This is a genomic window from Amycolatopsis keratiniphila subsp. keratiniphila (genome assembly GCF_001620365.2).
GTDB classification, from domain to species: Bacteria; Actinomycetota; Actinomycetes; order Mycobacteriales; family Pseudonocardiaceae; genus Amycolatopsis; species Amycolatopsis keratiniphila.
In genome coordinates, this window is record NZ_LQMT02000025.1 from 168978 (window position 1) to 194509 (window position 25532).

25 protein-coding genes and 1 pseudogene are annotated in these 25532 nt (G+C 68.5%); 14 read left to right on the top strand and 12 right to left on the bottom strand.

Annotated elements, in window-relative coordinates:
• The first annotated feature begins 68 nt into the window (after positions 1 to 68).
• The 3 genes from AVR91_RS26965 to AVR91_RS26975 all read left to right on the top strand — a co-directional run bounded on the left by AVR91_RS26965 (position 69) and on the right by AVR91_RS26975 (position 3733).
• Positions 69 to 1601, top strand: a complete 1533-nt coding sequence (locus AVR91_RS26965) for an LCP family protein (protein WP_063272178.1) — start codon at positions 69 to 71, stop codon at positions 1599 to 1601.
• A gap of 88 nt (positions 1602 to 1689) precedes the next feature.
• Entirely contained in the window at positions 1690 to 3015 is a 1326-nt protein-coding gene (locus AVR91_RS26970; RefSeq protein WP_063272179.1) for an LCP family protein, read from the top strand.
• A gap of 10 nt (positions 3016 to 3025) precedes the next feature.
• Positions 3026 to 3733, top strand: coding sequence for a TIGR03089 family protein (locus tag AVR91_RS26975; RefSeq protein ID WP_063272180.1), 708 nt, complete (start codon positions 3026 to 3028; stop codon positions 3731 to 3733).
• 64 nt (positions 3734 to 3797) lie between these two features.
• On the opposite strand, the gene AVR91_RS26980 is transcribed toward AVR91_RS26975, so the two are convergent.
• Positions 3798 to 4223, bottom strand: a complete 426-nt coding sequence (locus AVR91_RS26980; protein WP_063272181.1) for a DoxX family protein — start codon at positions 4221 to 4223, stop codon at positions 3798 to 3800.
• 134 nt (positions 4224 to 4357) lie between these two features.
• Here AVR91_RS26980 and AVR91_RS26985 point away from each other — a divergent pair, with 134 nt between their 5' ends.
• Complete coding sequence (locus tag AVR91_RS26985; protein WP_063272182.1) at positions 4358 to 4810, top strand: hypothetical protein; 453 nt, start codon at positions 4358 to 4360, stop codon at positions 4808 to 4810.
• Here the strand turns inward: AVR91_RS26985 and AVR91_RS26990 are convergent.
• Complete coding sequence (locus AVR91_RS26990; protein ID WP_037332246.1) at positions 4758 to 5186, bottom strand: hypothetical protein; 429 nt, start codon at positions 5184 to 5186, stop codon at positions 4758 to 4760. The genes AVR91_RS26985 and AVR91_RS26990 overlap by 53 nt on opposite strands.
• Positions 5187 to 5292: 106 nt before the next feature.
• On the opposite strand from AVR91_RS26990, the gene AVR91_RS42505 reads away from it, so the two are divergent.
• Complete coding sequence (locus AVR91_RS42505; protein WP_063272183.1) at positions 5293 to 5559, top strand: DUF3027 domain-containing protein; 267 nt, start codon at positions 5293 to 5295, stop codon at positions 5557 to 5559.
• 76 nt (positions 5560 to 5635) lie between these two features.
• On the opposite strand, the gene AVR91_RS27000 is transcribed toward AVR91_RS42505, so the two are convergent.
• Positions 5636 to 6808 (bottom strand): acyl-CoA dehydrogenase family protein, encoded by a 1173-nt coding sequence (locus AVR91_RS27000; protein WP_172843530.1) that lies wholly within the window; start codon positions 6806 to 6808, stop codon positions 5636 to 5638.
• Between the two features lie 105 nt (positions 6809 to 6913).
• Between AVR91_RS27000 and AVR91_RS27005 the strand changes: the two genes are divergently transcribed.
• Positions 6914 to 8563, top strand: coding sequence for a class I adenylate-forming enzyme family protein (locus AVR91_RS27005; protein WP_063272184.1), 1650 nt, complete (start codon positions 6914 to 6916; stop codon positions 8561 to 8563).
• A 3-nt stretch (positions 8564 to 8566) separates the two neighbouring features.
• On the opposite strand, the gene AVR91_RS27010 is transcribed toward AVR91_RS27005, so the two are convergent.
• From AVR91_RS27010 to AVR91_RS27040, 7 genes are all read right to left on the bottom strand, one after another.
• Positions 8567 to 9190: a DUF3558 family protein gene (locus AVR91_RS27010; protein WP_158077414.1), complete on the bottom strand. Its 624-nt coding sequence runs from the start codon at positions 9188 to 9190 to the stop codon at positions 8567 to 8569.
• A gap of 28 nt (positions 9191 to 9218) precedes the next feature.
• Positions 9219 to 9836 (bottom strand): DUF3558 domain-containing protein, encoded by a 618-nt coding sequence (locus AVR91_RS27015; protein WP_143254102.1) that lies wholly within the window; start codon positions 9834 to 9836, stop codon positions 9219 to 9221.
• Between the two features lie 187 nt (positions 9837 to 10023).
• Positions 10024 to 10521, bottom strand: a complete 498-nt coding sequence (gene purE / locus AVR91_RS27020; RefSeq protein WP_063272187.1) for a 5-(carboxyamino)imidazole ribonucleotide mutase — start codon at positions 10519 to 10521, stop codon at positions 10024 to 10026.
• A gap of 12 nt (positions 10522 to 10533) precedes the next feature.
• Positions 10534 to 11718 carry a 5-(carboxyamino)imidazole ribonucleotide synthase gene (locus tag AVR91_RS27025; RefSeq protein WP_016331380.1) on the bottom strand — a complete coding sequence of 395 codons (1185 nt, stop codon included), beginning with the start codon at positions 11716 to 11718 and terminating at the stop codon, positions 10534 to 10536.
• 13 nt (positions 11719 to 11731) lie between these two features.
• Entirely contained in the window at positions 11732 to 12937 is a 1206-nt protein-coding gene (locus AVR91_RS27030; RefSeq protein WP_063272188.1) for a glycosyltransferase 87 family protein, read from the bottom strand.
• Positions 12912 to 14264, bottom strand: a complete 1353-nt coding sequence (locus tag AVR91_RS27035; RefSeq protein ID WP_063272189.1) for a glycosyltransferase 87 family protein — start codon at positions 14262 to 14264, stop codon at positions 12912 to 12914. The genes AVR91_RS27030 and AVR91_RS27035 overlap by 26 nt, the downstream gene beginning before the upstream one ends.
• Before the next feature lie 81 nt (positions 14265 to 14345).
• Positions 14346 to 15218 carry a nucleotidyl cyclase domain-containing protein gene (locus AVR91_RS27040; protein WP_037332256.1) on the bottom strand — a complete coding sequence of 291 codons (873 nt, stop codon included), beginning with the start codon at positions 15216 to 15218 and terminating at the stop codon, positions 14346 to 14348.
• A 257-nt stretch (positions 15219 to 15475) separates the two neighbouring features.
• Here AVR91_RS27040 and AVR91_RS43915 point away from each other — a divergent pair.
• The 8 genes and pseudogenes from AVR91_RS43915 (at position 15476) to AVR91_RS27080 (ending at position 23692) form a co-directional block, all read left to right on the top strand.
• Positions 15476 to 17713 (top strand): annotated as a pseudogene (locus AVR91_RS43915) (sigma-70 family RNA polymerase sigma factor).
• A 10-nt stretch (positions 17714 to 17723) separates the two neighbouring features.
• The gene (locus AVR91_RS27050) at positions 17724 to 18224 is read left to right on the top strand and encodes a GtrA family protein (RefSeq protein WP_063272190.1); all 501 of its coding nucleotides are present in this window, start codon (positions 17724 to 17726) and stop codon (positions 18222 to 18224) included.
• Between the two features lie 174 nt (positions 18225 to 18398).
• On the top strand, positions 18399 to 18938 hold the full coding sequence (locus tag AVR91_RS27055) for a GtrA family protein (protein WP_016331373.1): 540 nt from the start codon (positions 18399 to 18401) through the stop codon (positions 18936 to 18938).
• 237 nt (positions 18939 to 19175) lie between these two features.
• Positions 19176 to 20534: an MDR family MFS transporter gene (locus tag AVR91_RS27060; protein WP_063272368.1), complete on the top strand. Its 1359-nt coding sequence runs from the start codon at positions 19176 to 19178 to the stop codon at positions 20532 to 20534.
• 11 nt (positions 20535 to 20545) lie between these two features.
• A complete protein-coding gene (locus AVR91_RS27065; RefSeq protein WP_063272367.1) occupies positions 20546 to 21382 on the top strand; it encodes an NAD(P)H-binding protein in 837 nt (278 codons plus the stop codon).
• 476 nt (positions 21383 to 21858) lie between these two features.
• Positions 21859 to 22506 carry a response regulator gene (locus AVR91_RS27070; RefSeq protein WP_063272366.1) on the top strand — a complete coding sequence of 216 codons (648 nt, stop codon included), beginning with the start codon at positions 21859 to 21861 and terminating at the stop codon, positions 22504 to 22506.
• A 135-nt stretch (positions 22507 to 22641) separates the two neighbouring features.
• The gene (locus tag AVR91_RS27075; RefSeq protein ID WP_016331368.1) at positions 22642 to 23274 is read left to right on the top strand and encodes a helix-turn-helix transcriptional regulator; all 633 of its coding nucleotides are present in this window, start codon (positions 22642 to 22644) and stop codon (positions 23272 to 23274) included.
• Positions 23275 to 23278: 4 nt separating this feature from the next.
• On the top strand, positions 23279 to 23692 hold the full coding sequence (locus AVR91_RS27080) for a hypothetical protein (protein ID WP_016331367.1): 414 nt from the start codon (positions 23279 to 23281) through the stop codon (positions 23690 to 23692).
• On the opposite strand, the gene AVR91_RS27085 is transcribed toward AVR91_RS27080, so the two are convergent.
• Both AVR91_RS27085 and AVR91_RS27090 read right to left on the bottom strand, forming a co-directional pair.
• Positions 23670 to 24140, bottom strand: a complete 471-nt coding sequence (locus AVR91_RS27085) for a hypothetical protein (RefSeq protein WP_016331366.1) — start codon at positions 24138 to 24140, stop codon at positions 23670 to 23672. The two genes, AVR91_RS27080 and AVR91_RS27085, sit on opposite strands and share 23 nt — an antisense overlap.
• A gap of 107 nt (positions 24141 to 24247) precedes the next feature.
• On the bottom strand, positions 24248 to 25531 hold the full coding sequence (locus AVR91_RS27090) for an ATP-binding protein (protein ID WP_063272365.1): 1284 nt from the start codon (positions 25529 to 25531) through the stop codon (positions 24248 to 24250).
• Position 25532: the final 1 nt, after the last annotated feature.

Sequence of the window (25532 nt, forward strand, 5' to 3'; positions counted from 1 at the left end):
ACACGAGGGTCAGTAGAGTTGTCGGGTAGGCACGCGTGTGCCCTGGGGAGATTCGTGGAGGACCGCACGTGACCGAGTGGCCCGGGCCACCCATTCCGGCGCGCCGTGGCGGCGGCGTCGTGGTCTTCGCCCGCCGCGGTGTGAAGGTCGTGTTCAGCCTGGTCTCGATCACGATCCTGGCGCTGACCTGGTGGGGCTGGCAGTTCATCGGTGACCCGTCGCAGGGCTTCGCGACCACGAACATCTTCGAGGACAACGGCCATCCGCCGGCGAAACCGCTGGACGGCGCGATCGACATCCTGCTCGTCGGCCAGGACAGCCGCACCGACGCGCAGGGCAACCCGCTGCCGCGCGAGGTCCTCGACATGCTGCACGCCGGCGTTTCGGACGGCGAGCGCCAGACCGACACGATGATCCTGGTGCACATCCCCCAGAACGGTAAGAAGGCGGTCGCGATCTCCTTCCCCCGCGACTCGTGGGTCGAGATCACCGGCGGTTTCGGCAAGCACAAGCTCAACAGCGCGTACGTGTACGCCTACAACGACACGTCGAAGACGCTGCAGCAGCAGGGCAACTCCGATCTCAAGGACGTCGACGCCAAGGCCAAGGACGCCGGCCGCAAGAACCTGATCGCGACGCTGGAGAAGTTCATCGGCAAGCCGAAGATGATCGACCGGTACGCCGAGGTGAACCTGTCGAGCTTCTACGAGATCACCAAGGCGATCGGCGGCGTCGAGGTCTGCCTCAACAACGCGGTCAAGGAGAAGAAATCCGGCGTGGACCTGCCCGCGGGCAAGTCGACCGTCGAGGGCGTGCAGGCGCTCGCGTTCGTCCGGCAGCGCTACGACCTGCAGAACGGCGACCTCGACCGGATCGCGCGGCAGCAGGCCTTCCTGTCGGGGCTGGCGAACAAGGTGCTCTCCTCCGACGTCCTGATGAACCCGGCGAAGATCTCCGACCTGATCGAGGCGGTGAAGAAGTCGGTCGTGCTGTCGGCGGGCTGGGACCTGCCCGAGTTCGCCGCCCAGATGCGCGGCCTGACCAGCGGAAACGTCGAGTTCCACACCATCCCGACCCAGGGCGACGCGAATATCGGCGGCGCCGCCGTGCTCCGGGTGGACCCGGCACAGGTGCAGGCCGAGGTCACCCGGCTGACGGCCGACGGCGAGACGGCACCGGCCGAGACCCCGGCCACCCTGCCGGGTGCGGAAGCGGTGACCGTCGAACTCTTCGACGGCTCCGGCTCGCCGACGGCGGCCACCGAGACCCGGAACCTGTTGCAGGGCAAGGGTTTCAAACTCGCGGCCGACACCAAGCTGAGCACCCGCAACTCGACGGTCGTCCGGTACGCGCCGGGCGACGACGACGCGCTGGCCCTGATCAAGCAGGTCTTCGGCACCGCGGTGCAGGCCGAGGCGGACCGTGACGTCGCCCCCGGCAAGGTGCGGGTGCTGCTCGGCAAGGACTACAAGGGCGCGAACGCGACTACGGCCCCGGCGAAGACTTCGATCCCCTCGAAGCCCGCTCAGCCGCCCTCCAGTGCTCCGGCGGCACCCAGCACGACGCCGATCGTCGCGGGCAATGTGCCCTGCGTCAATTAATCCCGGGTACTCAGCGTGGCCGACCTCACGGTGGCCTAGCCTTCTCCTACGATCGGACGAGCGGCAGTACAAGGGGAGGTGATCAGGGATGAGCGACGAGGAAAAGAGCGTCAACGCACGTTCTGAGCAGTTGGACGACGAAGAGCCCAAGTCCGAAGAGGACACCGATTCGGACACCGAGAGTGACGAAGAGCCCCGGTTCGTCCCGACGCCGTACCCGCGGAATCCGCCGCTCCCCCAGCCGTCCACCCCGGCCGAGGACGACGACGAAGCGGTCTCGGGCACGCTGGCCGTGCCCGAGCGCCCGCTGCGCCGCGCGGGCCGGATCACCCGCCGGATCGCGGTCGGCCTCGTATCGCTGCTCGCCCTCGGCACGACGGGCTACGCGTACGTCACCAAGGACCAGCTGCAGAACAACGTCCCCACGACGAACGCGCTGAGCAAAGCCGACGACCCCGCCGCCCCGCCCGCCGACGACGGCGCGAACGACATCCTCCTGGTCGGCAGCGACGCGCGCACCGACGCGCAGGGCAATCCGCTGCCGCCGCGGGTGCTCAAGGAGCTGCGCACCGAGGAGAAGCCGGGCGTCAACACCGACACGATCATCATCCTGCGGATTCCGAAGAACGGCGGGAAGCCCTCCGGTGTCTCGATCCCGCGCGACACCTGGACCGAGATCCCAGGCCGCGGCCAGAACAAGATCAATTCGGCCTACGGCGTCGCGAAGACCAACTACGCGAACGCGCATCGCGGTGAATCCGATCAGGCGAAACTCGAACGCGATTCCGATCAGGAAGGCCGCAAGGCACTGGTCCAGACCGTTCAGGACCTGACACAGATCCGCATCGACCACTACGCCGAGGTCAATCTGCTCGGGTTCTATCTGCTGACCGAGGCGCTGGGCGGCGTCAAGGTCTGCCTGAACCACTCGACCGAGGACAAGGACTCCGGCGCGAACTTCCGGCGCGGCGAACAGACCGTGTCGGGTGGCGAGGCGCTTTCGTTCGTCCGGCAGCGCAAGAACCTGCCGCGTGGCGACCTCGACCGCATCGTGCGGCAGCAGACGTTCCTGTCGTCGGCGCTGAACCAGGTGCTCTCGGCGGGGACGCTGACCAGCCCGTCGACGATGGCGGGCCTGATGGACGTCGTGCGCCGGTCGATCGTCCTCGACGAAGGGCTGGACCTGCTGGAGTTCGCGCAGCAGGCGAAGGGGATCGCGTCGGGCGACCTGACGTTCACGACCATCCCCGTGGTGAACATCAACGGCCGCAGCGCCGACGGCCAGAGCATCGTCGAGATCGACCCCAATGCCGTCCGGTCGTTCGTCTCCGGCCTGGTGGGCCGGGGCGGTGGCGGTGGGGCGCCAGGGGCGGCTCCGCTGCTCGCCGCGTCGAGCGTTCCCTGCGTGAACTAGCGTTGGGGGCGTGAGCCTCACCGAACTGCTGCTGCGGCCCGTGCTCGGGTCGCCCGCGAAACCGCTGATCACGCACTACGACGACAAGCAGGGCAGCCGGGTCGAACTGTCCGTGGCGACCACGGTGAACTGGGCCGCCAAAACGGCGAACTGGCTGGTCGACGAGTTCGACGTCGAACCGGGCGACGAGGTCGCCGTGGTGCTGCCGTCGCATTGGCAGACCGCCGGTGTGCTGCTGGGCGCGTGGTGGTGCGGCGCCAGGGTGGTGATGGAGACCGCGGGCGCCCGGGTGGCGTTCGTCGCACCGGGCGGCGCCTCCGACGCGGCCGCGACCGCCGTCGTCTCGCTGCACCCCATGGGTCTCGGGCTGCCCGCCGGCTCCGTACCCGATGGAGCGATGGACTACCTGACCGAAGCCAGGCTTTCGGGTGACCAGTTCAGCCCGCTGTTCCCGGTACCCGGCGACACTCCCGCACTGGGCTCGTCCACTGTGGACGAAGTGCTCGCCGAGGCTCGCTCTCGGGCTTCCGGGCTGGGACTGTCCGCCGAAGACCGCGTTCTGTCCACTGTGGAATGGGTCGGCGCGGAAGGGATCCTGGCGGGTTTCCTGACTCCGCTGGCGGCGGGTGCGCATCTGGTCCAGGTCACCGACGCAGATCCGGCCAAACTCGCTTCTCGGCGCGAAGCGGAGCGGACTACCGCGGATCTCCCCTCCTGAAATGTCATGAAAGGGTCGTTCCTGACATATTTCGTCAGGAACGACCCTTTCATGACATACGGGGTCAGGCGTCCTGGAGCTGCTTCGCCTCACGCTTGCGTCCGAAGAGCGCGTGGTCGAGCGACAGTTTGCCGGGGTTGAAACCGAGCGCGAGCCCGGCGACCGCCAGGACCAGGACGAGTTCGTAACCGCCCTGTCCGGTGAGGCCGTTGTCGAGGTGCACCGAGAGCAGAGCGCCGACGGAGACCACGACGAAGCCGAGGCCCACCAGCTGCGTCAGGAAACCGACGATGAACAAGATGGCTCCCACGATCTCCACCGCGATCGCGAAGATCGCCGCGAGCGTCGGGAGCGGGATTCCGGTCTGCTCGAAGAACTTCGCGGTGCCGTCGATCCCGTTTTCCCACTTCTGCAGGCCGTGTGCGAGGAAGACCACACCGACACCGATCCGGCCCAGCAGGAGGGCGACATCCTTGAAACGAGCGAACATCGGGTATCAGCTTTCTGGTCGGTGAATATTCAACTTACCCGGATCACGGTAGGGCACCGAACGCCTCCGGCGGCACCTCCGGAGCGTGATCGACAGGTACCCGACAGGAACTTCCGTACGGCAGAATCCCCTTCGTGACGGACGAACGACTGGTCGGGCTCTGGTCGGATGAGATCGTGCATCCGGGCAGCGTCGAGTCCGTCGACCTGGCGTTCCTGGACAACGGCTCCGGATGGCTCTATTGGTCGAGCTGGAGCTCCGAATTCGCGGTGTCGCGCTTCACCTGGGCGACTCCGGACGAACTGGTCTTGAATTTCCATCGCGCTCTCGGCGGCACGTGGTCGATCGAAGACGGTGTCACCTGTCACGAAGTCGAGTCCGACGAGAAAGAAGAGTCCGTCATCCGGCTCGGCTACGAAATCGCGCCCGGCGAGGACCCGTTCGGCAATCCGGTGACCCTGCTCTCGCTGGACCGCCCGTTGGACGATCACCTCGCGGGATCACGGTTCGCCAGGGTCGAGAAAACGGAGTCGCTCAGCGACCCGTCCGTCGATGCTCCGCGGCCAGACCCGTCCAGCCGCCACTGACGGCCAGCAACTCGAGCACCCGCTCCGCCTGTTCCGCGAATCCGGCCAGATCGGCGTGCAGCAACGCTATCCGCTCGGCGTCGAGCGGGACCTCGTCGTCGGCCCACAGCTCGATCACCGTGCTGACGGTCCACACGAGGAACTGGATGATCCGGATGAACTCCTCGGACGGCTCGTCGACGGCGCCGCGGTAGCCCGTCTCGATCTCGTCGCAGGCCGCGACCAGCTCCCGCAGCGGCCTGACGACGTCGGCCGCCGTCCCGTCCCACGCGGCCGACGGCCACGTGCGATCCCCGAGTTCGAGCCACAACCGCCAGCCGGCGATCAGCTCGGCCTCGTCGTGCGGTGTCCACGACACCGGAGCGAACCAGAACATCCTTCGAGAGTGACACCGGCGGCCCATGATCGCCGTACTTCCGTGAAGCATCTCACCGAGGGTTAAACCGATCGCCTGCGCGAACCGGCGCATCTAATCTCACACCGTGCCCGACACGAACCAGCCCTGGTCGGGCGACGACGAGAACTTCAACCGCGCCTGCCACGCACGCTGGCGCGAACGATTCAACCGCCTCGGCGACCGTCAGGGCGAGCAATGCGGCGGCTGCGCCTTCTGGGTCGCCTTGCACGGACGGCTCGGCGGCGACTACGGCGCCTGCACCAATGCGCGTTCGTCCTTCGACGGCGTGGTCCGCTTCGAACACGACGGTTGCATCGCTTTCACAGAACGCGGCGACGGATCTTTCGGCTGATGCATCCGGAGTACATGAAGGCCCCCTTCCTTGCGCCTATCGCAAGGAAGGGGGCCTTCATGTACTTACCGCAGATTCAGCCCTTGAGCAGGGCGCGCGCCATGACCATGCGCTGGATCTGGTTGGTGCCTTCATAGATCTGCGTAATCTTCGCGTCACGCATCATGCGCTCCACCGGGAAGTCGCGCGTGTAGCCCGCGCCGCCGAAGAGCTGCACCGCGTCCGTGGTCACCTGCATCGCGATGTCCGACGCGTACGCCTTCGCGGCCGCGGCCATGTAGCCGCCACGCGAGTCGCCACGCTCGGTCGCCGCCGCGGAGGCGTAGACGAGGTTCCGGGCGGCTTCGATCTTGATGCCCATGTCGGCCAGCATGAACTGGACGCCCTGGAACTCCGAGATCGACTTGCCGAACTGCTTGCGCTCCTTGACGTACGCGATGGAGGCGTCGAGCGCGCCCTGCGCGATGCCCAGCGCCTGCGCGCCGATGGTCGGCCGGGTGTGGTCGAGAGTGCGCAGCGCGGTCTTCAGGCCGGTGCCGGGCTCGCCGATGATGCGGTCGGCCGGGATGGTGCAGTTCTCGAAGTGGATCTCGCGGGTCGGCGAGCCCTTGATGCCGAGCTTCCGCTCCTTCGAGCCGACGGTGAAGCCGGGGTCGTCCTTGTGCACGACGAACGCGGAGATCCCGTTGGCCTTCTTCTCGGCGTTGGGGTCGGTCACCGCCATCACGGTGTACCAGGACGATTCACCCGCGTTGGTGATCCAGCACTTGGTGCCGTTCAGCACCCAGTGGTCGCCGTCGAGCTTCGCACGGGTGCGCATCGAGGCGGTGTCCGAGCCGGCTTCGCGCTCCGAAAGCGCGTAGGACGCCGAGGCCTCACCGGAGGCGATCGAAGGCAGCACGAGCTTCTTGAGGTCTTCCGACGCCGAAAGGATGATCGGCACCGTGCCCAGCTTGTTGACCGCCGGGATGAGCGACGCCGACGCGTCGACGCGCGCGACCTCTTCGATGACGATGCAGGCGGCGATGGCGTCCGCGCCCTGGCCGTCGTAGGCCTCTTCGATGTGGACGGCGTTGAAACCCGACTTGACCAGCGCGTTGTACGCCTCGATCGGGTAGCGCTCGTTCTCGTCGACCTCGGCCGCGTACGGCTCGATCTCCTTCTCCGCGAGGGCACGCACCGCGGCCCGCAGCTCCTCGTGCTCTTCGGCAAGCTGGTACAGACCCGGGCCGTCAGACACCTTCGTCACCTCTTCTAACCGCGTTTGGGAGTTTGACCGATGTTAGCGCTCGTTCACATGGTGCGACATCGCGAGCGCTTGTGTCTTTGACCGCAAAGTCCGTACGTTCGAGTGATGGAGCTCACCCCGTTCCCCCGGTCGCTCGATTATCCCGAGGTCCCGGTCGGCTCGGTGCTCGCAGGCGCCGCTGCTCGCTGGGGCTCCCGCACGGCCTTCGCCCACGGAGACCAGAGCCTCACCTTCGCCGAGACGTACAGCGCGGCCTGCCGGTTCGCGAACGCCCTGCGTGCCGAGGGCATCGGGCGGGGCGACGTCGTCGCGCTCCACCTGCCGAACTGCCTGGCGTACCCGGTCGCCTACTACGGAACGCTGCTCGCCGGGGCCACCTTCAGCCCGGCGAATCCCCTGCTCCCACCGGAGGACCTCGCCCTCCAGCTGGCCGACGCCCGGGCGGTCGCCGCCGTCACCGTCGGCCCGGTCGCGCGCGTTCTCGCTTCGGTGCGTGATCGGACGTCGGTCCGGCTGACCATCGTCGTTCACCCGCCGGAGGGACTTGGGCAGGGCGAGGTCGAGTTCACGGAGTTCCACTCCGGTCACTCCGACGAGCGGCCGGACGTCGAGATCGACATCTACCGCGATCTCGCCCATCTGGCGTACACCGGCGGCACCACCGGACGCTCGAAAGGTGTCCGCCTGCCGCATCGGAACGTCGTGGTCAACAGCCTGCAAAGCTCCTGCTGGCGGCTGGGCGCTGTCCCCGCTGTCGACGAGTCGGGAGACGTGATCGTCGACCAGTTCGGCGGCCCGGACGAGTGGCCGTCGCGGATCGGCACCGGGATAGCCCTCAACCTGACGCCGTGGTTCCACGCCATGGGCACCATCGCCGCGCTCAACGTCCCACTGCTCGACGGCGGCACCATCGTCCTGCACGACCGCTTCGACCCGGCCGCGTACGTGGCCGACGCCGAACTGCTGCGGGTCACCACGATCGGCGGCGCGCCCGCGCTGTTCGCCGCGTTGCTCGCCTGCCCCGAGTTTCACACAGCCGACCTGTCTTCGGTACTGACCATCGGCTCCGGCGCGGCGCCGATGAACCACGAGATGATCCGCGCGCTGCAGAAACGCTTCCCCGGCGTGCTCATCATCGAGGGTTACGGTCTCACCGAGGTCACCATGGGAGCCGTCATCGCGCCGGCCTACCGCTCCGCGGTCCGGAAGGTGGGCTCGGTCGGCCTTCCTCTCCCCGACACCGAGATCAAGATCGTCCCGGCCGAAGGCGGCGAAGATCCTTTGCCCGCCGGGGAAAGCGGCGAGGTCTGCCTGCGCGGCCCGCAGGTGATGACCGGCTACCGCGACCGCCCCGAGGAGACCGCGGCCGCGCTCGTCGACGGCTGGCTGCACACCGGCGACATCGGCATCCTCGACGAGGACGGCTATCTGTCCATTGTGGATCGTAAAAAGGACATGCTGCTGTACAAGGGATACAACGTCTTCCCGCGCGAGCTCGAAGAGCTGCTGATCACCCTGCCCGGCGTCTCGGCGGCGGCCGTCGTCGGCAAACCGGACACCGAGGTCGGCGAACTGCCGGTCGCGTTCGTGGTGCGCAGCGACGAGAACGTCACCGCCGAACAACTGCTGGAAGCCGTCGGCGCACGCGTCCTGCCGTACAAACGGCTGCGGGCGATCCACTTCGTCGACCAGATCCCGGTCTCGGCGGCCGGGAAGGTGCTCAAACGGGAATTGCGGAAGCAGCTCGCCGACTGACGCTCAGCGGCCGCGGAGGTTGCCGATCACGAACTCCGCGGCCTTGAGTGCCACCGCACACCTGTCATCGCCCCAGTACTGCGACTTGGCGTCGTTGACCTGGGAATATTGGAACTCCAGCAGTTCGGTGTCCGTGGCTCCGACCTCGACAGTGCAGGCTTTGAGCGTGGAACCGTTGTACTCGAAGGTCGGCGGATTCCCCACCTGTTCGACCGCGGGAAGGCCGCTGATCGACAACTCCCGCCAGTGGGAAAACTTCGACGGATCCCGCTTGTGCTGGTCCACCCGCTCCTCAAGACTGCCCGTGGCCGCCCGAGGAATCCCTACGGTCAGCGAGCCCGCGCGAAACTGGTCCCACTTGCAGGCGCGGTCATATCCGACGGAGTACCGCTCCGCTTTCACCTTGTCCGGCGGATCAGCGATCAGCGCGGCGACTTCAGCACGACCGAGAACGCCACAAGGGTCCACATTGAAGGAATCCAAGGGCAGTGGATCCTGCACCGGCGCGGCGGGGATCGCAGGCCCCGTCAGAGCACGCGTCGGCGGCGCGTCGAGGACTTTGCCGAATCCACAACCGACAACAAGCGATGCCGGCAAGATACAGATGCCCAAGAACAAGGATCGCACATTTTGTCCTTCCAACACTCGCAGAATGTCAATGGCCGCGGAGGGTGCCGATCACAAGCTCCGCGGCCTTGAGCACACCCGCACACCGATCGGTGCCCCAATACTGCGAATCAACCCCATCGGGATACATGTAGTCGAACTCGAGAGCCTCATCGTCCGACACACCGACCACCATCGCGCACGACTTCATGTCTCCGAGCAAATGGTACTGCGCCGCAGGCAGACCTTCGATCGACAATTCCCTCCACCCGGAGTATGTGCCCTGATTGCCGGCACTGAGCGCCGTCAGTCCGGCAAGGCTTTTTTCTTTCACTGCCGGGCTCTGCACACGCAACTGCGGCGCGTCCCGGATGACCCACGCACACCCTGTCAAAGGAGGATCCGCCCGGCTGGGCTTGACTCGATCCGGCGGATCGATGACCAGCGCGGCGATATCCTCGCGTTTCAGCGCGCTGCAAGGGTCTGCTCGAAAAGACGCGAGATCAATGGGCTGCTCGACCGGCGTAACCGGGATCGCGCCTCCCGCTTTGGCCGGCGTCGGCCGTTCCTTGAGCAACGGGTCAGGCTTGCCCGGACCGCACCCGCCCATGAGCACAGCCGCCGCGAGTACGGCGATGGCCACAAACTTGGTGAGACGTGCTTCCATCACCCGCGCCTGATCCCGAAACACTCCTGTATCACCTGCTCCCCCCACCGCCGGCCATTCTGACCAGCAGTGCCCGCACGACACTTTACTGTGACGACTCACGCCCGCAAGCAGGGTTCCAAGGAGTCAACTGCTGGTGTTGGTTCGATGGCGAACCACCGCATTCAGAGGAGGAAATAGCGCGGATTCAGCCTTCGACGCGTTTCCGCAGCGCGGCGTCCTTGTCCAGCACCAGCTGCTCCAGATCCGCCTGGAACCGCGCCATTTTCGCCTGAAGCTCCACATCGGACGCGGCGAGGATGCGCACCGCGAGCAGCCCCGCGTTGCGCGCCCCGCCGACGGAGACCGTCGCGACCGGGACACCGGCGGGCATCTGCACGATCGAGAGCAGCGAGTCCATGCCGTCGAGGTACTTCAGCGGCACCGGCACCCCGATCACCGGCAGCACGGTCGCCGAAGCGACCATGCCCGGCAGGTGCGCGGCACCGCCCGCGCCCGCGATGATCACGCGCACACCGCGCGAGGCGGCCGACGTCGCGTAGTCGAGCATCCGCTGCGGAGTGCGGTGCGCCGAGTAGACGCCGACTTCGTATCCGATGCCGAACTCGGCCAGCGCCTGCCCGGCCGCTTCCATCGTCGGCCAGTCCGAATCGCTGCCCATGATCAGGCCAACCTGCGGCGACATACTCAGTTACTCCTAGTGGATCTCGTAGCCGTCGAGCCAGACGGCGTGGGAAAGCCAGTGCGCGGCGAGCAGCGCGCGGTCGCGCAGCTCCTCCATGCGTTCGCCGACGAGGTTGACGTGGCCGAGTTTGCGGCCCGGGCGCTCTCCCTTGCCGTACAGGTGAACGCGGATGTCCGGGTACCGCGCGAACAGGTGGTGCAGCCGCTCGTCCGGGCCCATCTCCGGCGTCTCGGGCGCGCCGAGGACGTTCGCCATCACGCAGGCGGGGGCGATCAGGTCGGTCACGCCGAGCGGGTAGTCGAGAACGGCACGCAGGTGCTGCTCGAACTGCGAGGTCTTCGAACCGTCCTGGGTCCAGTGGCCCGAGTTGTGCGGGCGCATCGCGAGTTCGTTGACCAGCAGGCCTTCGTCGGTCTCGAACAGCTCGACGGCGAGCAGGCCGGTCACGTTCAGCGTCGCGGCGATCCGCAGCGCCAGGTCCTGCGCCTCCTGCGTGCGCTCGAGGCTCAGCCCCGGGGCCGGGGCGAGCACCTCGGTGTTGATCCCGCCGGACTGCACGGTCTCCACCACCGGCCACGCCGCGCCCTGCCCGAACGGGGACCGGGCCACGAGCGCGGACAGTTCGCGCCGCATGACGACCTTTTCCTCGACCAGCAAGGGGGTTCCGGCGTCGAGCAGTTCGGGGACGGTCTCGCGGGCGTGCTGCGCGGTGTCGAGCATCCAGACGCCGCGGCCGTCGTAGCCGCCTTGCGCCGCCTTGAGCACGACCGGCCACGAGTGCTTGTCGCCGAAGGCGAGCACATCGTCCACAGAGGACACTTCGGCGAAGGCGGGGCCGGGAATCTCGAGCCCGGCCATCATCTCGCGCATGACGAGCTTGTTCTGCGCCATCGACAACGCGGCCGGATCCGGCCGGATGGTGACGCCTTCCATCGCGAGCGTCAGCAGATGCTCGCCGGGAACGTGTTCGTGGTCGAAGGTCAGCACATCGACCCCGGCGGCGAACGAGCGCAGCGCTTCGAGGTCGGTGTGGTGCCCCTGCACGACCTCGCCCGCGACGAGGCCGGCGGATTCGTTCTCCCCGGCGGCGAGCACGCGCAGGGACTGGCCGAGGGAGATCGCCGCCTGGTGGGTCATCCTGGCCAGCTGTCCGCCGCCCACCATGCCCACGATCGGAAGACCGGTTCGTTTGTCCATAACGACGCAGAGATTACTTGGCCGCCACCGCCGCGACCTGGGCGGACCCGCGTCGCAGCTCCCGCACGGCCAGGCCTGTGATGGCGATCGCAGCGGTGAGGACGTAGACGTTGCCGAGCAGCGACCAGCCCAGCCCCCAGCCGAACTCGGTGTCCCCGCCGTTGGGCACGAACATGATCACGCCGCTCGCGAACAGCACCGCGACGCCCGCGGCCGGAACCCATGCCCGGCGGACGACGAGCAGGACGAGCAGCGGCACCGTCCACACCCAGTGGTGTGACCACGACACCGGCGAGAGCAACAGCCCGTAGAAGGCGGTCACCAGCAGCGCACCGACCGGGTCGCCGCGGCGATGCAGGCGCACGACCAGCCAGACGGCGGGAACGGCCAGGACGGCGGCGACGGCGATGGCCACCGCCAGTGACCACGACGCGAGTTCCGAAGCGCGGTTCACCAGCCCGTTGAGCGACTGGTTGAAGATCCAGTGCACGGAGCCGACCCGGCTGGGATCGGTCGCCGACTCGGTCCAGAACCGGACGGCGTCACCGGGGATCACCGCGAACATCACGGCTTCGAGCCCGGCGAACGTGCCGAGCGCCCGCAGCGCGTCCTTCCAGCGGCCGGTGAACAGCAGATGCGGTACGAAGATCAGCGGCGTCAGCTTGATCGCGGCCGAGATCCCGATCAGTACGCCTGCCCAGCGCGAACCGCGTGCCGAAAGCACCAGGACGTCGAGGACGATCAGCGCCATCAGGATGAGGTTGATCTGCCCGAGGAAGATCGTCTTCCAGACCGGTTCCAGCGCCAGCGCGCCCGCCGTGGCCAGCGGCAGCACCCACCATCGGGTGAGCGGGGCGCCGCAGGCGCGGGCGACCACGGAGATCACGACGCTGAGGCAGACCAACGACAGAGCGCCGACGACGCCCCAGGTCAGCCCGGCCGGCACGATCGCGAGCGGCAGGAACAGCGGCGCCGCGGCCGGGGTGTAGGTGAACGGCAGCAGCACCCACGGCGGCAAGGTCGTCAGCGCCTCGCGAGTGTAGAGCGGTTCGCCCTTCAGCAGCGTGAGGGCGCCGGCACGGTAGACGGCGCTGTCCGCGCCGAGGTGCCATTCGCCGAGCCAAGCGACGACACCCAGCGTGAACATCGCCAGCGCGAGCACGCCCGCCAGCGTGATCCCGACGAGCCGGGCCTCAGCCGCCGGACGTGACTTCAGCATGCTTTCCGGTGTCCCCCGTGCCCTGCTTCCGCCGCAGGTACCACCAGCGTCCGGCGAGCGCGAGCGCCAGCACCAACGGCATTAAGATGTACGCGCTGCCGAGGATGTTCTGCCACACCTTCCAGTGCAGCTCGACGTTGCGGCCGTTCGGCAGGATCAGCAGCACACAGCTGATGAAGACGAAGAACACCGCGAAGGTGCCGAGCCAGCGTTTCCACGCGGTGGCGGGCGTGGTCTTCGGCAGGCGCGAGACCAGCAGGACGACCAGCGGCGCCACCCACACCCAGTGGTGGGTCCAGGAGATCGGCGAGATCAGCAGGATCCAGAACGCGGTCACCAGCATCGCCGCGAGCGCCTGGCCCTTGCGGTGGAAGCGCAGCACCAGCCAGATCGCCGGGATCGCGAGCAGCGCGCCGATCCCCATCGCCGCCTTCGACGCCCAGGGCGCGAGCTCGGTGAAGCGGTTCATCAGCGCGTTCAGCGACTGGTTGCCCGCCCAGTGCACCGGGCCGATCCGGCCGGTGTCGGGCAGCGTGTAGGTCCAGTACCGGGCCGCGTCGTGCGGGATGATCAGGAACATCAGGCCCTGCATCACGACGAACGTGACGAGCCCGCGCACGGCGTCCATCCGGCGGCCGGTGATGAACAGATGCCCCAGGAACACGATCGGGGTGAGCTTGACGGCGGCCGCGACGCCGACGAGCACGCCGCCCCAGCGGCTGCCCCTGGCCCCGATGACCAGGATGTCGAGCATCACCAGCGCCATCAGGATGATGTTGATCTGGCCGAGGAAGATCGTGCGCCACACCGGCTCGAGGCCGAGGAAGACCAGGAAGAACGCGATCGTCGACCGGGCGGGCGAGGCCCACCAGCGGGGACCGTCGGTCGAGGGCTTCGGGAGCGCGCCGATGGCGATGCGGACGCACAGGGCCAGCGCGAGCAGCGAAACCGCGGTCAGGAGCCCCCAGGCGACCTGCGTCGGGACGATCGCGAGCGGGATGAACAGCAGCGCGGCAGTGGGCGGGTAGGTGAACGGCAGCAGCGCCCACCACGGCTCCACCGGAAGGGTGTTCGCGTCGTACAGCGGGTCGCCGTTCAGCAGCGTCTCGGCACCCGCGCGGTACACCGCGCTGTCCACGCCGAGCACCCAGTCGTGCTGCCATCCCCAGATGCCGAAACCGATCGCGACCAGCGGGATCACCGAGAGGATGAGGATCGATCTCGGCCGGACGGACAAGCGGGCGAGCGACTTCCGCAGCGACAGACGGTGTTGCGGTCGGCTCGCCGAAACATCGCCGTTGGCGTCGGCGGGAACAGTCCGGGTCACGCGAACAGGAAATCATGAACCGGGTAGTGCCTGGTCGACAGGGTCGGCCGTGACCTGGAGAACCTCTTGCGGTACCCGGCGTCAGGAACGCGCGAGACTGCCGAGCAGATCGCACGCCAGGTCGTAGGTCGCCGGGAGCCGGACCGCGGAAATCTGCGGACGGCCGGTGTCACGCAATTGCGCGTCCACCGAAAGCCGCTCGTTGAGCGCCCTTCGCAGCGCGACGCCGGACGAAGCGAGCCTCACGTCCTTCGGCACGAGGGCGCCCGCGACGGACGGCCCGATCGAGGCGACGCTCTCCCCGCCGTCGAACACCTGCTTCAACGCGTCCGCGACCAGGATCATCCCGGTGAGCCGGGGCCAGCCCGCGACGGAACTGAAGTCCATCGAGACCACGAGCAGCGTGTGCGCCTCCGCGACCGGCCGCTCGTCGCGGCGGGCCTGGCGGTACAGCTCACTCAACCGGGTCCTCAGATAGGCGGCGGTGGGCAGGCCGGTGAGGGGTTCGGTGACCTCGGTGTTCACCAGCTGGTCGGTCGCGACGTCCGCCCAGGCCAGCGCCGTCACCCGGAGTAAGCGGGAAGGCGTGGAATCGACATCCGGAGCGAGGAAACCGTCCACCGCGTCCGGGTCGGCGAGCACGGCGTGCAACGCCGCGAGGTCGGCGAGCGTCTCGGCCAGTCCAGCGCCCGCGGCGGCCCGTGCCCGGCCCAGCCCCGCGAGGGCGGTCTCCGCCACTTCCGCGGGAGCGACCCGGCCGTTCTTGATCACCGCCGCGCAGACGGCATCGACCTCGGGCAGGCCCCAGTCGCTGGGGAAACGCCAGCCCGCGGCCAGGCTGGCCGTCCGCCAGCGGGCCCGCAGTGCGCGGAGCGTGCGATCTCGTTCGAACCGGTTCCAGGCGGCTTGCCCGTCGGATCCCCCGGACGGCGCACCGGTGGCCGGTACGTCCACTGCCCACCGCCCCTTTCCGTTCCGATCTTTTCGATCTTGCGATCGCTTCACGGTGGGGACGCCCGTCCACGCCGCGCGTGACGGCGTTTTTCAAGGATCTTTCCGAACTCTTCGGTAACCCGTCCCGGGTGATGGCGTTGCGCCCTCCGGGTCATCGAAGGGACCGCGAGGTGACGTGCGTCGCCCAGTCCGTCACACTGAGCGGGTTCGGGCGTTTAAGACAGTAGACCCGCCGAACCAGCAGATGAAGGAGCCCCGTGTCCACCGTTCCCGCCGATCTCTCCGGTAAGAGTGACGCCGAGCTGATCGCCGAGGTGCGTGACGGGAAGATCGCGTCTTACGGAACCCTTTACGAGCGCCACGCCGGCGCGGCGCACAACCTCGCACGCCAGCTCGCCCGCTCCAGTTCCGAGGCCGACGACCTCGTTTCGGAAGCCTTCGCGAAGGTGCTGGACACGCTGCGCGGTGGCAAAGGCCCCGACGCCGCGTTCCGCGCGTACCTGCTGACCGCGCTCCGGCACACCGCCTACGACAAGACGCGCAAGGACAAGCGCGTCGACCTGAACGAGGACATGTCCGACGTCGGCGGTGCCGTCGGCGAAGCGCTGACTGTCCCCTTCTCCGACACCGCCGTCGCCGGGCTCGAGCGCACGCTCGCCGCGAAGGCGTTCGCCCGGCTGCCCGAGCGGTGGCAGGCGGTGCTGTGGCACACCGAGATCGAAGGGCAGACGCCCGCCGAGGTCGCGCCGCTGCTGGGGCTGACCGCGAACGGTGTCTCCGCGCTCGCGTACCGGGCGCGTGAAGGCCTGCGGCAGGCCTATCTGCAGGTCCACCTGGCCGAGAACTCCGCCGAACGTTGCCGCGCGAGTGCGGACAAGCTCGGCGCGTGGACCCGCGACGGGCTGTCCAAACGCGAACGCGCCCAGGTGGAGAGCCACCTGGACGAATGCGAGAAATGCCGCGCGCTGGCCGCGGAACTGGCCGACGTCAACACCGGTCTGCGCGGGATCATCGCGCCGATCGTGCTCGGTGGCGCGGCTCTCGGATAACTGGCGACGACCGGGGCGGGCAAGGCGGGCGCGGTCACCGCGGCCGCGACGGCCGCCGCCGCGGGTTCGACCTCGGGCGGCGCCGCCGGTGCCGCCGCGGCCGGACCGCGCCAGTTCGCCGGCGTGGCCGGATCGAGTGCGGCCATCGTCGCCGCCGTCGCGGTGGCGCTCGCCGCCGGTGGCGGCACCCAGGAGATCCCGGCCGCCGCGGCGGTCCCTCCGCCCGCCGTCGCGCCGCCGACCGCTCCGCCCCCGCCCCCTCCCCCGGGGCCGCCCGCCGCCCCGCCGGGGCAGCAGCCCGTGCCGCCCGCTCAGCAGGCGCCACCTCCGGCCCAGCCCCCTGCTCCGGCTCCGACACCCGGTCCTTCTCCGTCGAACCCGGCGTCTCCGACGATGACGGCGTCGACCCCGCCCGATGGTGTCCAGCTCAAGCCCGGCGAACCGGCCAACCTGCCGATCACCGTGCGCAACAACGGTGGATCGAAGTCCGAGCCGGTGGCGGTCTCCCTGAATCTTCCGCAGGGTGTGCGGGCCGTTCCCGCCGGAGGTGGCGGCGCGATGGGCGCCGGCGGCTTCCGGCAGCAAGCGCCGGCCACGATCGCGGTGAGCTGCCCCGGTGGCACCGGCACGGTGACCTGCCGGACCGGTACCGGCCTCGAACCGGGCCAGTCCGCGGTGCTGACGTTCCGGCTGCTCGCGGACGAGACGGCCAGGGACGGCAGCGTGGTGACCGGCTCGGTCACGGCCGGCGCGCGGATCAACGTCCGGGTCGAGGTACAGGTCAAGGTGCCGCCACGGCCGAAGCCGCCGGAACCGAAGCCACCGCGGGACGACCTCACCCTGACGGCCAAGAGCGACGACCTGTCCGCCTTCCCGTGGAACCGCAATCCGCTGGTGATGATCCGCGTGACGAACACGGGCGAGTCGACCAAGCCGGTCACGATCACGCTCGATCACCGCGTGCTCAACTCGTGGAGCGTGTCCGGCATCCCGTGCACGCCGACCGGCGAAGGCGCGTCGTGCACTTCGCGCGGCTCTCTGAAGCCGGGACGCCAGGCGAGCCTGTGGGTCCGGCTGAAGGGCCGCCCGCCGGAGAGCGTCCCGGTGACGGTGAACGCCACTCTCGGCTCCGCGAAGGCCGATCCCGCGCGGGTCTACTTCGACTGCTGGCGCCACTGGTGTGACGACAACGCGCTGCTCCCGCCGACCACGGTGCCTTCGCTGCCTTCGGTTACTTCGAAGCCTTCGGCTCCTCCGGACACGACGAAGCCTGGGCGTCCTGGATGGCCTGTTCCGACGAAGAAGCCTTCGCCGGCCGTGACGCCTTCGCAGCCTGTGCAGCAAGAGCCGGCCCAGCCGACGACGACCACGAGCGCGCCGCCGCAACCCGGCAAGTCCAAGCCGTCCACGCGGCCCAACGGAGTGGTCGACCGCGTTTTCCAGTAGCGTCGCCCGCATGCCGGCGAAGCATCGCGAACTGCTGCGGTTCGTCCTGGTCGGGGGCGCGAGTTTCGTCATCACGATGACGATCACCTACGGGCTGAAGTTCACCGTGCTGACCGACAAACCGGTGACCGCGCTGATCATCGGCGTGCTGGTGGCGACCGTCTTCTCGTACGTCGCGAACCGCGAATGGTCCTTTCGCACCCGCGGCGGACGTGAGCGCGCGCACGAAGCGGCGCTGTTCTTCCTGCTCAGCGCGATCGCGCTCGGCCTCAACGCGCTGCCGCAGCTGGTTTCGCGGTACGTGTTCGAGCTGGAGCAACCGCATGTCTCGCTGCTGACCCAGGAGGTCGCCGACTTCGTCAGCGGGGTGCTCGTCGGGACCCTGCTCGGTACGGCGTTCCGGTGGTGGTCGTTCAAGAAGTGGGTCTTCCCGGAGGCCGGCGCGCGGCCGCGGCTGCTGCGGGGCGGCGGGCGGGAGATTTCCGGCATTCCGGACGATTCCGCCGCCTGACCTGCCAAGTGGTAGCAAAGGTCCCTTGCTCCCCCGGTCCCGTGGGTCGTGAGTGGCGNNTCTAACCCGAATCGCCACTCACGACCCACGCGCCGAAACGCCCAAAGCGTCATATACCGCGCTGTCCATCCCCTGCCGACCCGTTCGACGGGCGACGCGAATTAGACTGATCTGGTGACCGTGGTCGAATCCGTCCTCTCCAGGACGCCCGAGCCGCTCCGATCCGTGCTGATCAAGCACCGCGAGCTGTTGAAGTTCGCGATCGTGGGCGGCACGACGTTCCTGGTCGACAACGGCGTCTGGTACCTGCTGAAACTCAGCGTGCTGGAGTCGAAGCCGACCACGGCGAAGGCCATCGCGATCATCGTCGCGACGATCGTGTCCTACATACTCAACCGCGAGTGGTCCTTCCGCACCCGCGGCGGCCGCGAGCGGCATCACGAGGCGGCGCTCTTCTTCGTGATCAGCGGTATCGCCGTGGTGGTCAACCTGATCCCGCTCTACACGTCGCGCTACATCTTCGATCTCGAAGTGCCGCACGTGACGCGGTTCGTCCAGGAGTTCGCGGACTTCACGAGCGGGTCGATCATCGGCATGCTGCTGGCGATGTTCTTCCGCTTCTGGGGTTTCAAGAAGTGGGTCTTCCCGGATGAGCTGGGCAAACGCCGCCGGGACAGCGACGAGCCGGACGACGACGTCGTTCCGCTCCACTGAAACACTTGTCAAAAGACATGTGATTGTTTAAGGTCATCCATGTCAACGTTCCTTCACTGATGACGCCGGCCGGGTTCGTACGGTCGAGCGGGACGAATTCGAGGTGATCGCCAAGCGCGAAGAGGACCGCATCCGGTTCGGATGACGGTTGAGCCTTTTCCCGTCTTGGCGGGGATCCGGAGTGCTGCTCCGCGTCCCTCGCGTTCCCTCGTTTCTTCCAGTGAACGGATCTCTTTCTTGAGCCCCACTCTCGGCGCGCCTCCGCGCGCCCGAAACACCCTTGCCCTCGTCGGGCTCTTCGCCGCCGTGTTCCTGGCGATGCTCGACGCCCAGGTCGTCGCGACCGCCCTGCCGCGCATGGTCGGCGAGCTCGGCGGAGCCACGTCATTCGCCTGGGTGACCACGTCCTACCTGCTGGCGGGCAGCGTCAGCGCGCCCGTCTACGGAAAACTCGGCGATCTCTTCGGCCGCAAGCGCGTCGTCCTCGTCGCGATCGCGCTGTTCGTCCTCGGCTCACTGGCCTGCGCCCTCGCGCCGACGATGCCGCTGCTGATCGCCGCCCGCGTCCTGCAGGGCATCGGCTCCGGCGGCCTGTTCGTCGCGGTCGCCGCGATCATCGGCGAACTGTTCCCCGGCCGCGAAGGCGCCCGCTACTTCGCCTGGTTCTCGATCTGCTTCGCCGGGTCCTCGCTGGCGGGTCCTGTCGTCGGCGGCGTCCTGACCGACCTCGCGGGCTGGCGGTCGATCTTCGGCCTCAACGTGCCGATCGGCCTGGTCGCGTTCGCTGCCGTCGCACGGTTCCTGCGGCTCGAACGACGCCGGACGGCCGCACCGTTCGACTTCGCGGGCATCGTCGTCCTGTCCGGCGCGATCGTCGGCCTGACGCTGGCGACTCCCCTGTCGACGTCGATCGGCGCGGTGCTGCTCGCCGCCTTCCTGCTCATCGAGCGCCGCGCGGCCGAACCGGTCGTCCCGCTCCGGCTGTTCCGCTCCCGGATGTTCAGCCTGAGCGTGCTGGCCAGTGCCGCGGCCGGGTTCGTCTTCCTCGGTTCCGTCAACTACCTGGCGCTCTTCCTGCAGACCGCTGGTGGCGCCGGACCTTCCGAAGCCGGGCTCCTGCTGCTGCCCATGACGCTCGCGGTCGCCGCGTCGTCGATGGTCGCGGGCCGGATCATCGCCAGGACCGGCGCCTACCGCTGGGCGCCGATCCTCAGCATGACCCTCGGCCTCGCCGCCGCGCTCGCTATGTCCACAATGGACGAAACGACGCCGTTGCCGCTCGTCGTCGCCTATCTCGTCGTGTTCGGCGCGGCCGCCGGGCTCAACATGCAGGTGCTTTCCATGGCGGCCCAGCAGAACGTCGCCAGGACCGATCTCGGCGCGGTTTCGGCGACCGTCGGCTTCCTGCGTTCCCTCGGCACCACGGCCGGGCTGATCGTTTTCGGCGCGATGTTCACGAACGCCTTCACCGACGACAGTCCGGCCGGTTACTCCTCCGCGCTCAACGGCGTGTTCTGGGTGATGGTCCCCGCCTTGACGGTCGGCCTCGCCGCTTCCCTCTTCCTGCCGCGCGTTTCGTTGCGGCGCAACCACTAAGGAGTCTTCCGATGATCCTCGTTCTCGGTTCCACCGGCAAAATCGGCCGTGAACTCGTTCCCGCACTGCTGGACAGGGGCGCTCGAGTCCGCGCTCTGACGCGCGATCCCTCCCGCGCCCGGATCGATCCGCGTGCCGAGGTCGCCGCCGGCGACCTCGACGCCTTCGACCCCGCGCTGCTCGACGGCGTCGAGCGCGTGTTCGTCCTGACATCCGGCCACGGCTCGGACCCGCTCGCCCAGGAACAAGCCGTGCTCAAGGCCGCCGGCGGCGTCTCGCACGTCGTCAAGCTCTCCACCACCGGGGTCCACTTCGGACAGACCGACCCGGTCTCCCTCGTGCACGCCGAGGCCGAGCGGGCCGTGCGCGAAGCCGGGCCGGCCTGGACGATCCTGCGCCCCGGCACGTTCATGGACAACCGGTTCGCTTGGCTGCACGCCGTGCGCGGTGACGGGGTCATCCGCGTTCCCGAAGGCGATCCGGCGTCCGCGCTGGTGCACGTCCGCGACATCGCCGAGGTCGCCGCGACCGTGCTGACCGGTGACGGGCACGCGGGCAAGACCTATCCGATCACCGGCGGCGAAGCGCTCACGACGCGGCGGCAGGTCGAGATCCTCGGTGACACGCTCGAGCGGCGGTTGACCTACGTCGAAGAGCCCGAAGCCGCTTCGCGCGCCCGGATGCTCGGGCACGGCTGGCCCGCTTCGGCCGTCGACGGGATCTTCGAACTCAAACGGCAGTCCGCCGGGAAGGAGGAGATCGTGTTCGGCACCGTTCGCGAACTCCTCGGCCGGGCGCCGCTGACGTTCGCGGACTGGGTTCGCGAGCACGCCGCCACCTTCGCCTGACCTGCGGAAGGGGAGCAAGGGACCTTTGCTACCACTCGCATCGCCGATCGTCCACAAAGGACACTAGGCGCGCCTAATTGTCCGTTTGCTGTCAATTTGACCGGTTAGCTCAGTCCGTGAAGGCCCCCTTCACTGCGCTAGACGCAATGAAGGGGGCCTTCACGTGCTTCAAACACAGGCTTGGTTCCCGGCCCTCGCAGCCACGCGCACCGGGAGGGAGCGAGGGACCTTTGCTACCACTCGGGCTGAGGCGCAGTCCGTGAAGGCCTCCTTGAGGGACCCAGAGTCCCTCAAGGAGGCCTTCACGGACTTGAGACCCGAACGTGGGCCGAAAGGGTTAATGGGTTGGGTGAGTCACCGGGATACGCGATACTCATCAGGCGTTTAATTCTCGCCGGTCCGCTGTCCGGACCTCGCATTGTTCGTGACCGGCCCTCTCGCTTAACGTGCCGCGTCGGGGAGACAGGGGGAACCGTATGAACGAACGTCTTCGCGTGCTCGTGGTCGACGACCATCCGCTGTTCCGGTTCGGGGTCTGCACACTGCTCGACAACGAACCGCTGATCGACGTGGTCGGCGAGGCCGCGAGCGGCGCGCACGCGATCAGCGCGGCGAGCGCACTCACGCCCGACGTCGTGGTCATGGACCTGCATTTACCCGACATCAGCGGCGCCGAAGCGACCCGGCACATCGTCGCCGAACGGCCCGGCGTCGGCGTGCTCATGCTGACGATGGCCGACGAAAGCGAATCCGTTTTCTCCGCGATGCGGGCCGGAGCCCGCGGATATCTGCTGAAAGACGCGGAACCCGACGAAATCATCCGCGCGGTTCACGCCGTCGCGAGGCGCGAAGCCATCTTCGGGCCCGACATCGCGACGCGGGTTCTCGGCTTCTTCAACCACACTCAACCGGCCACGGACACGGTGTTCCCGGAACTCACCGTCCGCGAACGAGAGGTCCTCTCGCTCATCGCGGGCGGGCACAGCAACACGGTCATCGCCAGCACTCTGTGTCTCAGCCCGAAGACGGTGCGGAACCATATTTCGAACGTCTTCAGCAAGCTTCACGTCGCGGATCGCGCCGAGGCGATCGTGCGCGCTCGCGAAGCGGGGCTGGGTCGCTGAAAAAGCGACCCCGATAAGGGCGGCTTTTCGGGCAATTCCGGGACCGGAGTCCCATGCGCTCGGGACACCTCACCCGGCAGGGTGAGTAGCGCGAGGGGTGGGGCCCTCGCACTGTTCGAGGGGAATGGGAATCACATGTTCGAACCGAACCGGACACCGGTGGTCGTCCGCGCGACCGATCCGATCCTGCACAACGGCGTCTGCATGACGCTCCGCTCCCGTGACGACGTCTGGCTGGTGGACGGGGAGACCGCCGACCCGACCATGGTGGCCCTCCTGGTCACCGATCGCCTCGACGAGGCGATGACGCAACTGCTGTCCGCCTTGCACCACCAGGGGTTCACCCGCATCGTGCTCATCGCGGGTGAAGTCGACGACAACGAGATCCTCAGCGCCATCGAACACGGCGTCTGCGCCGTCGCCCGCCGTTCCGAGGCGGGCGCCGACGTCCTGGTCCGGCTGATCAAGGCGGCCGCGGCCGGGGAGGGCGCGCTGCCGCCCGACCTGCTCGGCAGGCTGCTGCACCGGGTCTCACGGCTGCAGCGTCAGGTGCTGCAGCCGCGCGGCCTGCACCTCGGTGGGATGAGCAACCGGGAGACCGAGGTGCTCAAGCTGGTCGCGTCGGGGTTCTCGACGCAGGAGATCGCCGACCAGCTCTGCTATTCGCAGCGCACGGTGAAGAGCATCCTGCACGACGTGACCAACCGGTTCCAGCTCCGGAACCGCTCGCACGCGGTGGCTTACGCACTGCGTGAGGGATTGATCTGACCCCGTGATCAGCCAGGTCGACGAGGCGTTGTGCCGGCTCATCGCGCCCCATCTGCCGGAGGGGACGGTGGTTCGGCTCGATCCGCCGAAACCGACCTGGCAGACCGAGACGCGGGTGTCGAGCGTCGATCTGTTCCTCTTCGCCCTGCACGGCGCCGGCCCGGGAACCGGCGCCGTGCGGGCGAAGCGGTGCCGACTGTCCTATTTGGTCACGGCGCGGGCGGACAAGGTCCGCGACGAACACACGCTGCTCGACCGGTCGCTGGGGGTCCTGATCGGGACGGAATTCCTCGTGGTCGGCGAGCAGCCGTTGCCGATCACCCTGGAGGAGACCGATCCGACGGGGCTGTGGGTCAGCCTCGGCATGCCGGCCCGTGCGGCGTTCGTCGTCACGATCACGGCGGAGTACCGAGACTGAGCACCGACGACCGGCGCAGGACCACACCGCCGATGGACGCCAGCTCCCCGCCGAAGAGGTCGCACCATTCGGCGGCGTTCCCCGGCGGGCCGCAGTCACCCGCCCGTCTCGCCCACTCCGCGCGGACTTCGAGGCGGTAGCCGAGGATGCCGGTCAGGGTCAGCCCGTTCCGGCTGACGCCGACCCCGCACATGCCCCGGTAGAGCCTGCCGTCCGGCGGCTCGAACTCGGCGCTCTGCTGGACGAACCGATGGCCCGCCGCCCCGGTGACGGTCGCGACCGGGGTGTCGATCCCGCTGACGAACAGGCCTTTGGAGAGCAGGTCGAGGGCTTCGGCCTCCATCCGCTCCACCACGCCGGGAGGACGGCGGCACGCGTACAGCGCGCCGTCGAAGGACAACCGCACGGTGATCGCCACCTTGCCGATCTCCAGGGTCGCCGCGGCCACCGGACTCACCGGTGGGCGGTACCGGAACGCCGACGCATGCACACCCCCGACGGTAAGTCGCCGCGCCGCCGCGGCCTTGCCCGATCGGGACGTTCTTGGGGCGGCACTTAGCGAGGGACCCGCTCGGCCGGCCACCGTACTTCGGCCACATCACCCGGCCGGGGCACCTTGAGGAAGAGGCTGAACACCGCCGGCTGCTTGCTCGACAGCTCCAGCCTGCCCCCGTCGGCCTCGATCAGCGCTCGCGCGAGCGCGAGACCGACGCCGGTCGATCCGCCGCCGGAGAATCCGCGTTCGAAGATGTGCGGCGCCAGCTCGTCGGGCACCCCCGAGCCGGTGTCGGCGACCTCGACGACGACGGTGCCTTCCGTGTCGCCGCGCCGGGCGGCGAGCGTGACCGTTCCCGCACCGTGGCGCAGCGCGTTGTCGAGCAGGACGCCGACGACCTCGCGCAAGCGGCCGGGCGTCGCCCTCGCCCTCAGCCCTTCGGAGACACGGATCCGCAGATGCCTGCCCTCGGCGCGAAGCAGCTGTCGCCACTCTTCGGAGACCTCGGGGAGCACTTCCGCCAGGTTCACCGGTTCCGCGCCGACCTCCCGCGCCGCCCGCGCGGCGGCCAGCAGCTCGTCGAGTGCTTCGGCGAGCCGGTCCGCCTGTTCCTGCGCGGCCTTCGCCTCGTCGACGACGTCCTTGTCGGAATGGACGGTCAGCGGTTCGAGCCGCAGCTGCAACGCGGTCAACCGGCTCCGCAGCTGATGCGAGACGTCGCCGACGAGCTGCCGTTCCCGCTGGACGAGCTGTGCGAGCGCCGAGCCGGACGCGTCGAGCGCTTCGGCGACCATGTCGAGCTCGCCGACGCCGTAGCGCTTCGGATCCGGCCGGAAATCCCCGCCGCCGAGTTTGACCGCGCGATCCGCGACGTGTCTCAGCGGTTTCGCGAGCCTGCGCGCGGTCACCGTCGCGACCACCGTGCCGGTGCCGACCGACAACACGACCAGCAGCACCACCAGCAACGTCACCTGGGTCTGGCGGGTGCGCATCGGCCCGGCGGGCACGGACAGCTCGACCTCGCCGTGCAACGCGATCGGGGCCCGCTCGGACACCACGTCCGAGCCGGGGTCCGAGCCGTAGCGTTTCTCGATCTGCCCTTGCGCGCGGACGGTCAGCAGACCGCCCTGCGGCACGGCGACCCGGACCAGGTCGAGGTTGATCGGCTGGCCGACGGCGATCTCGTTGTCCAGCGTCGCCGCGATCCCGCGGGCCGAGGACGCGAGGTTCTCGCGGTTGAGGTTCTCGACCAGCTGCCACGCGGTGATCCCCAGCGGGATGCCCAGCACCGCGGCGGTGACCGCGACGGCGAGCAGGATCGCCAGGAGGATGCGGCGGCGCATG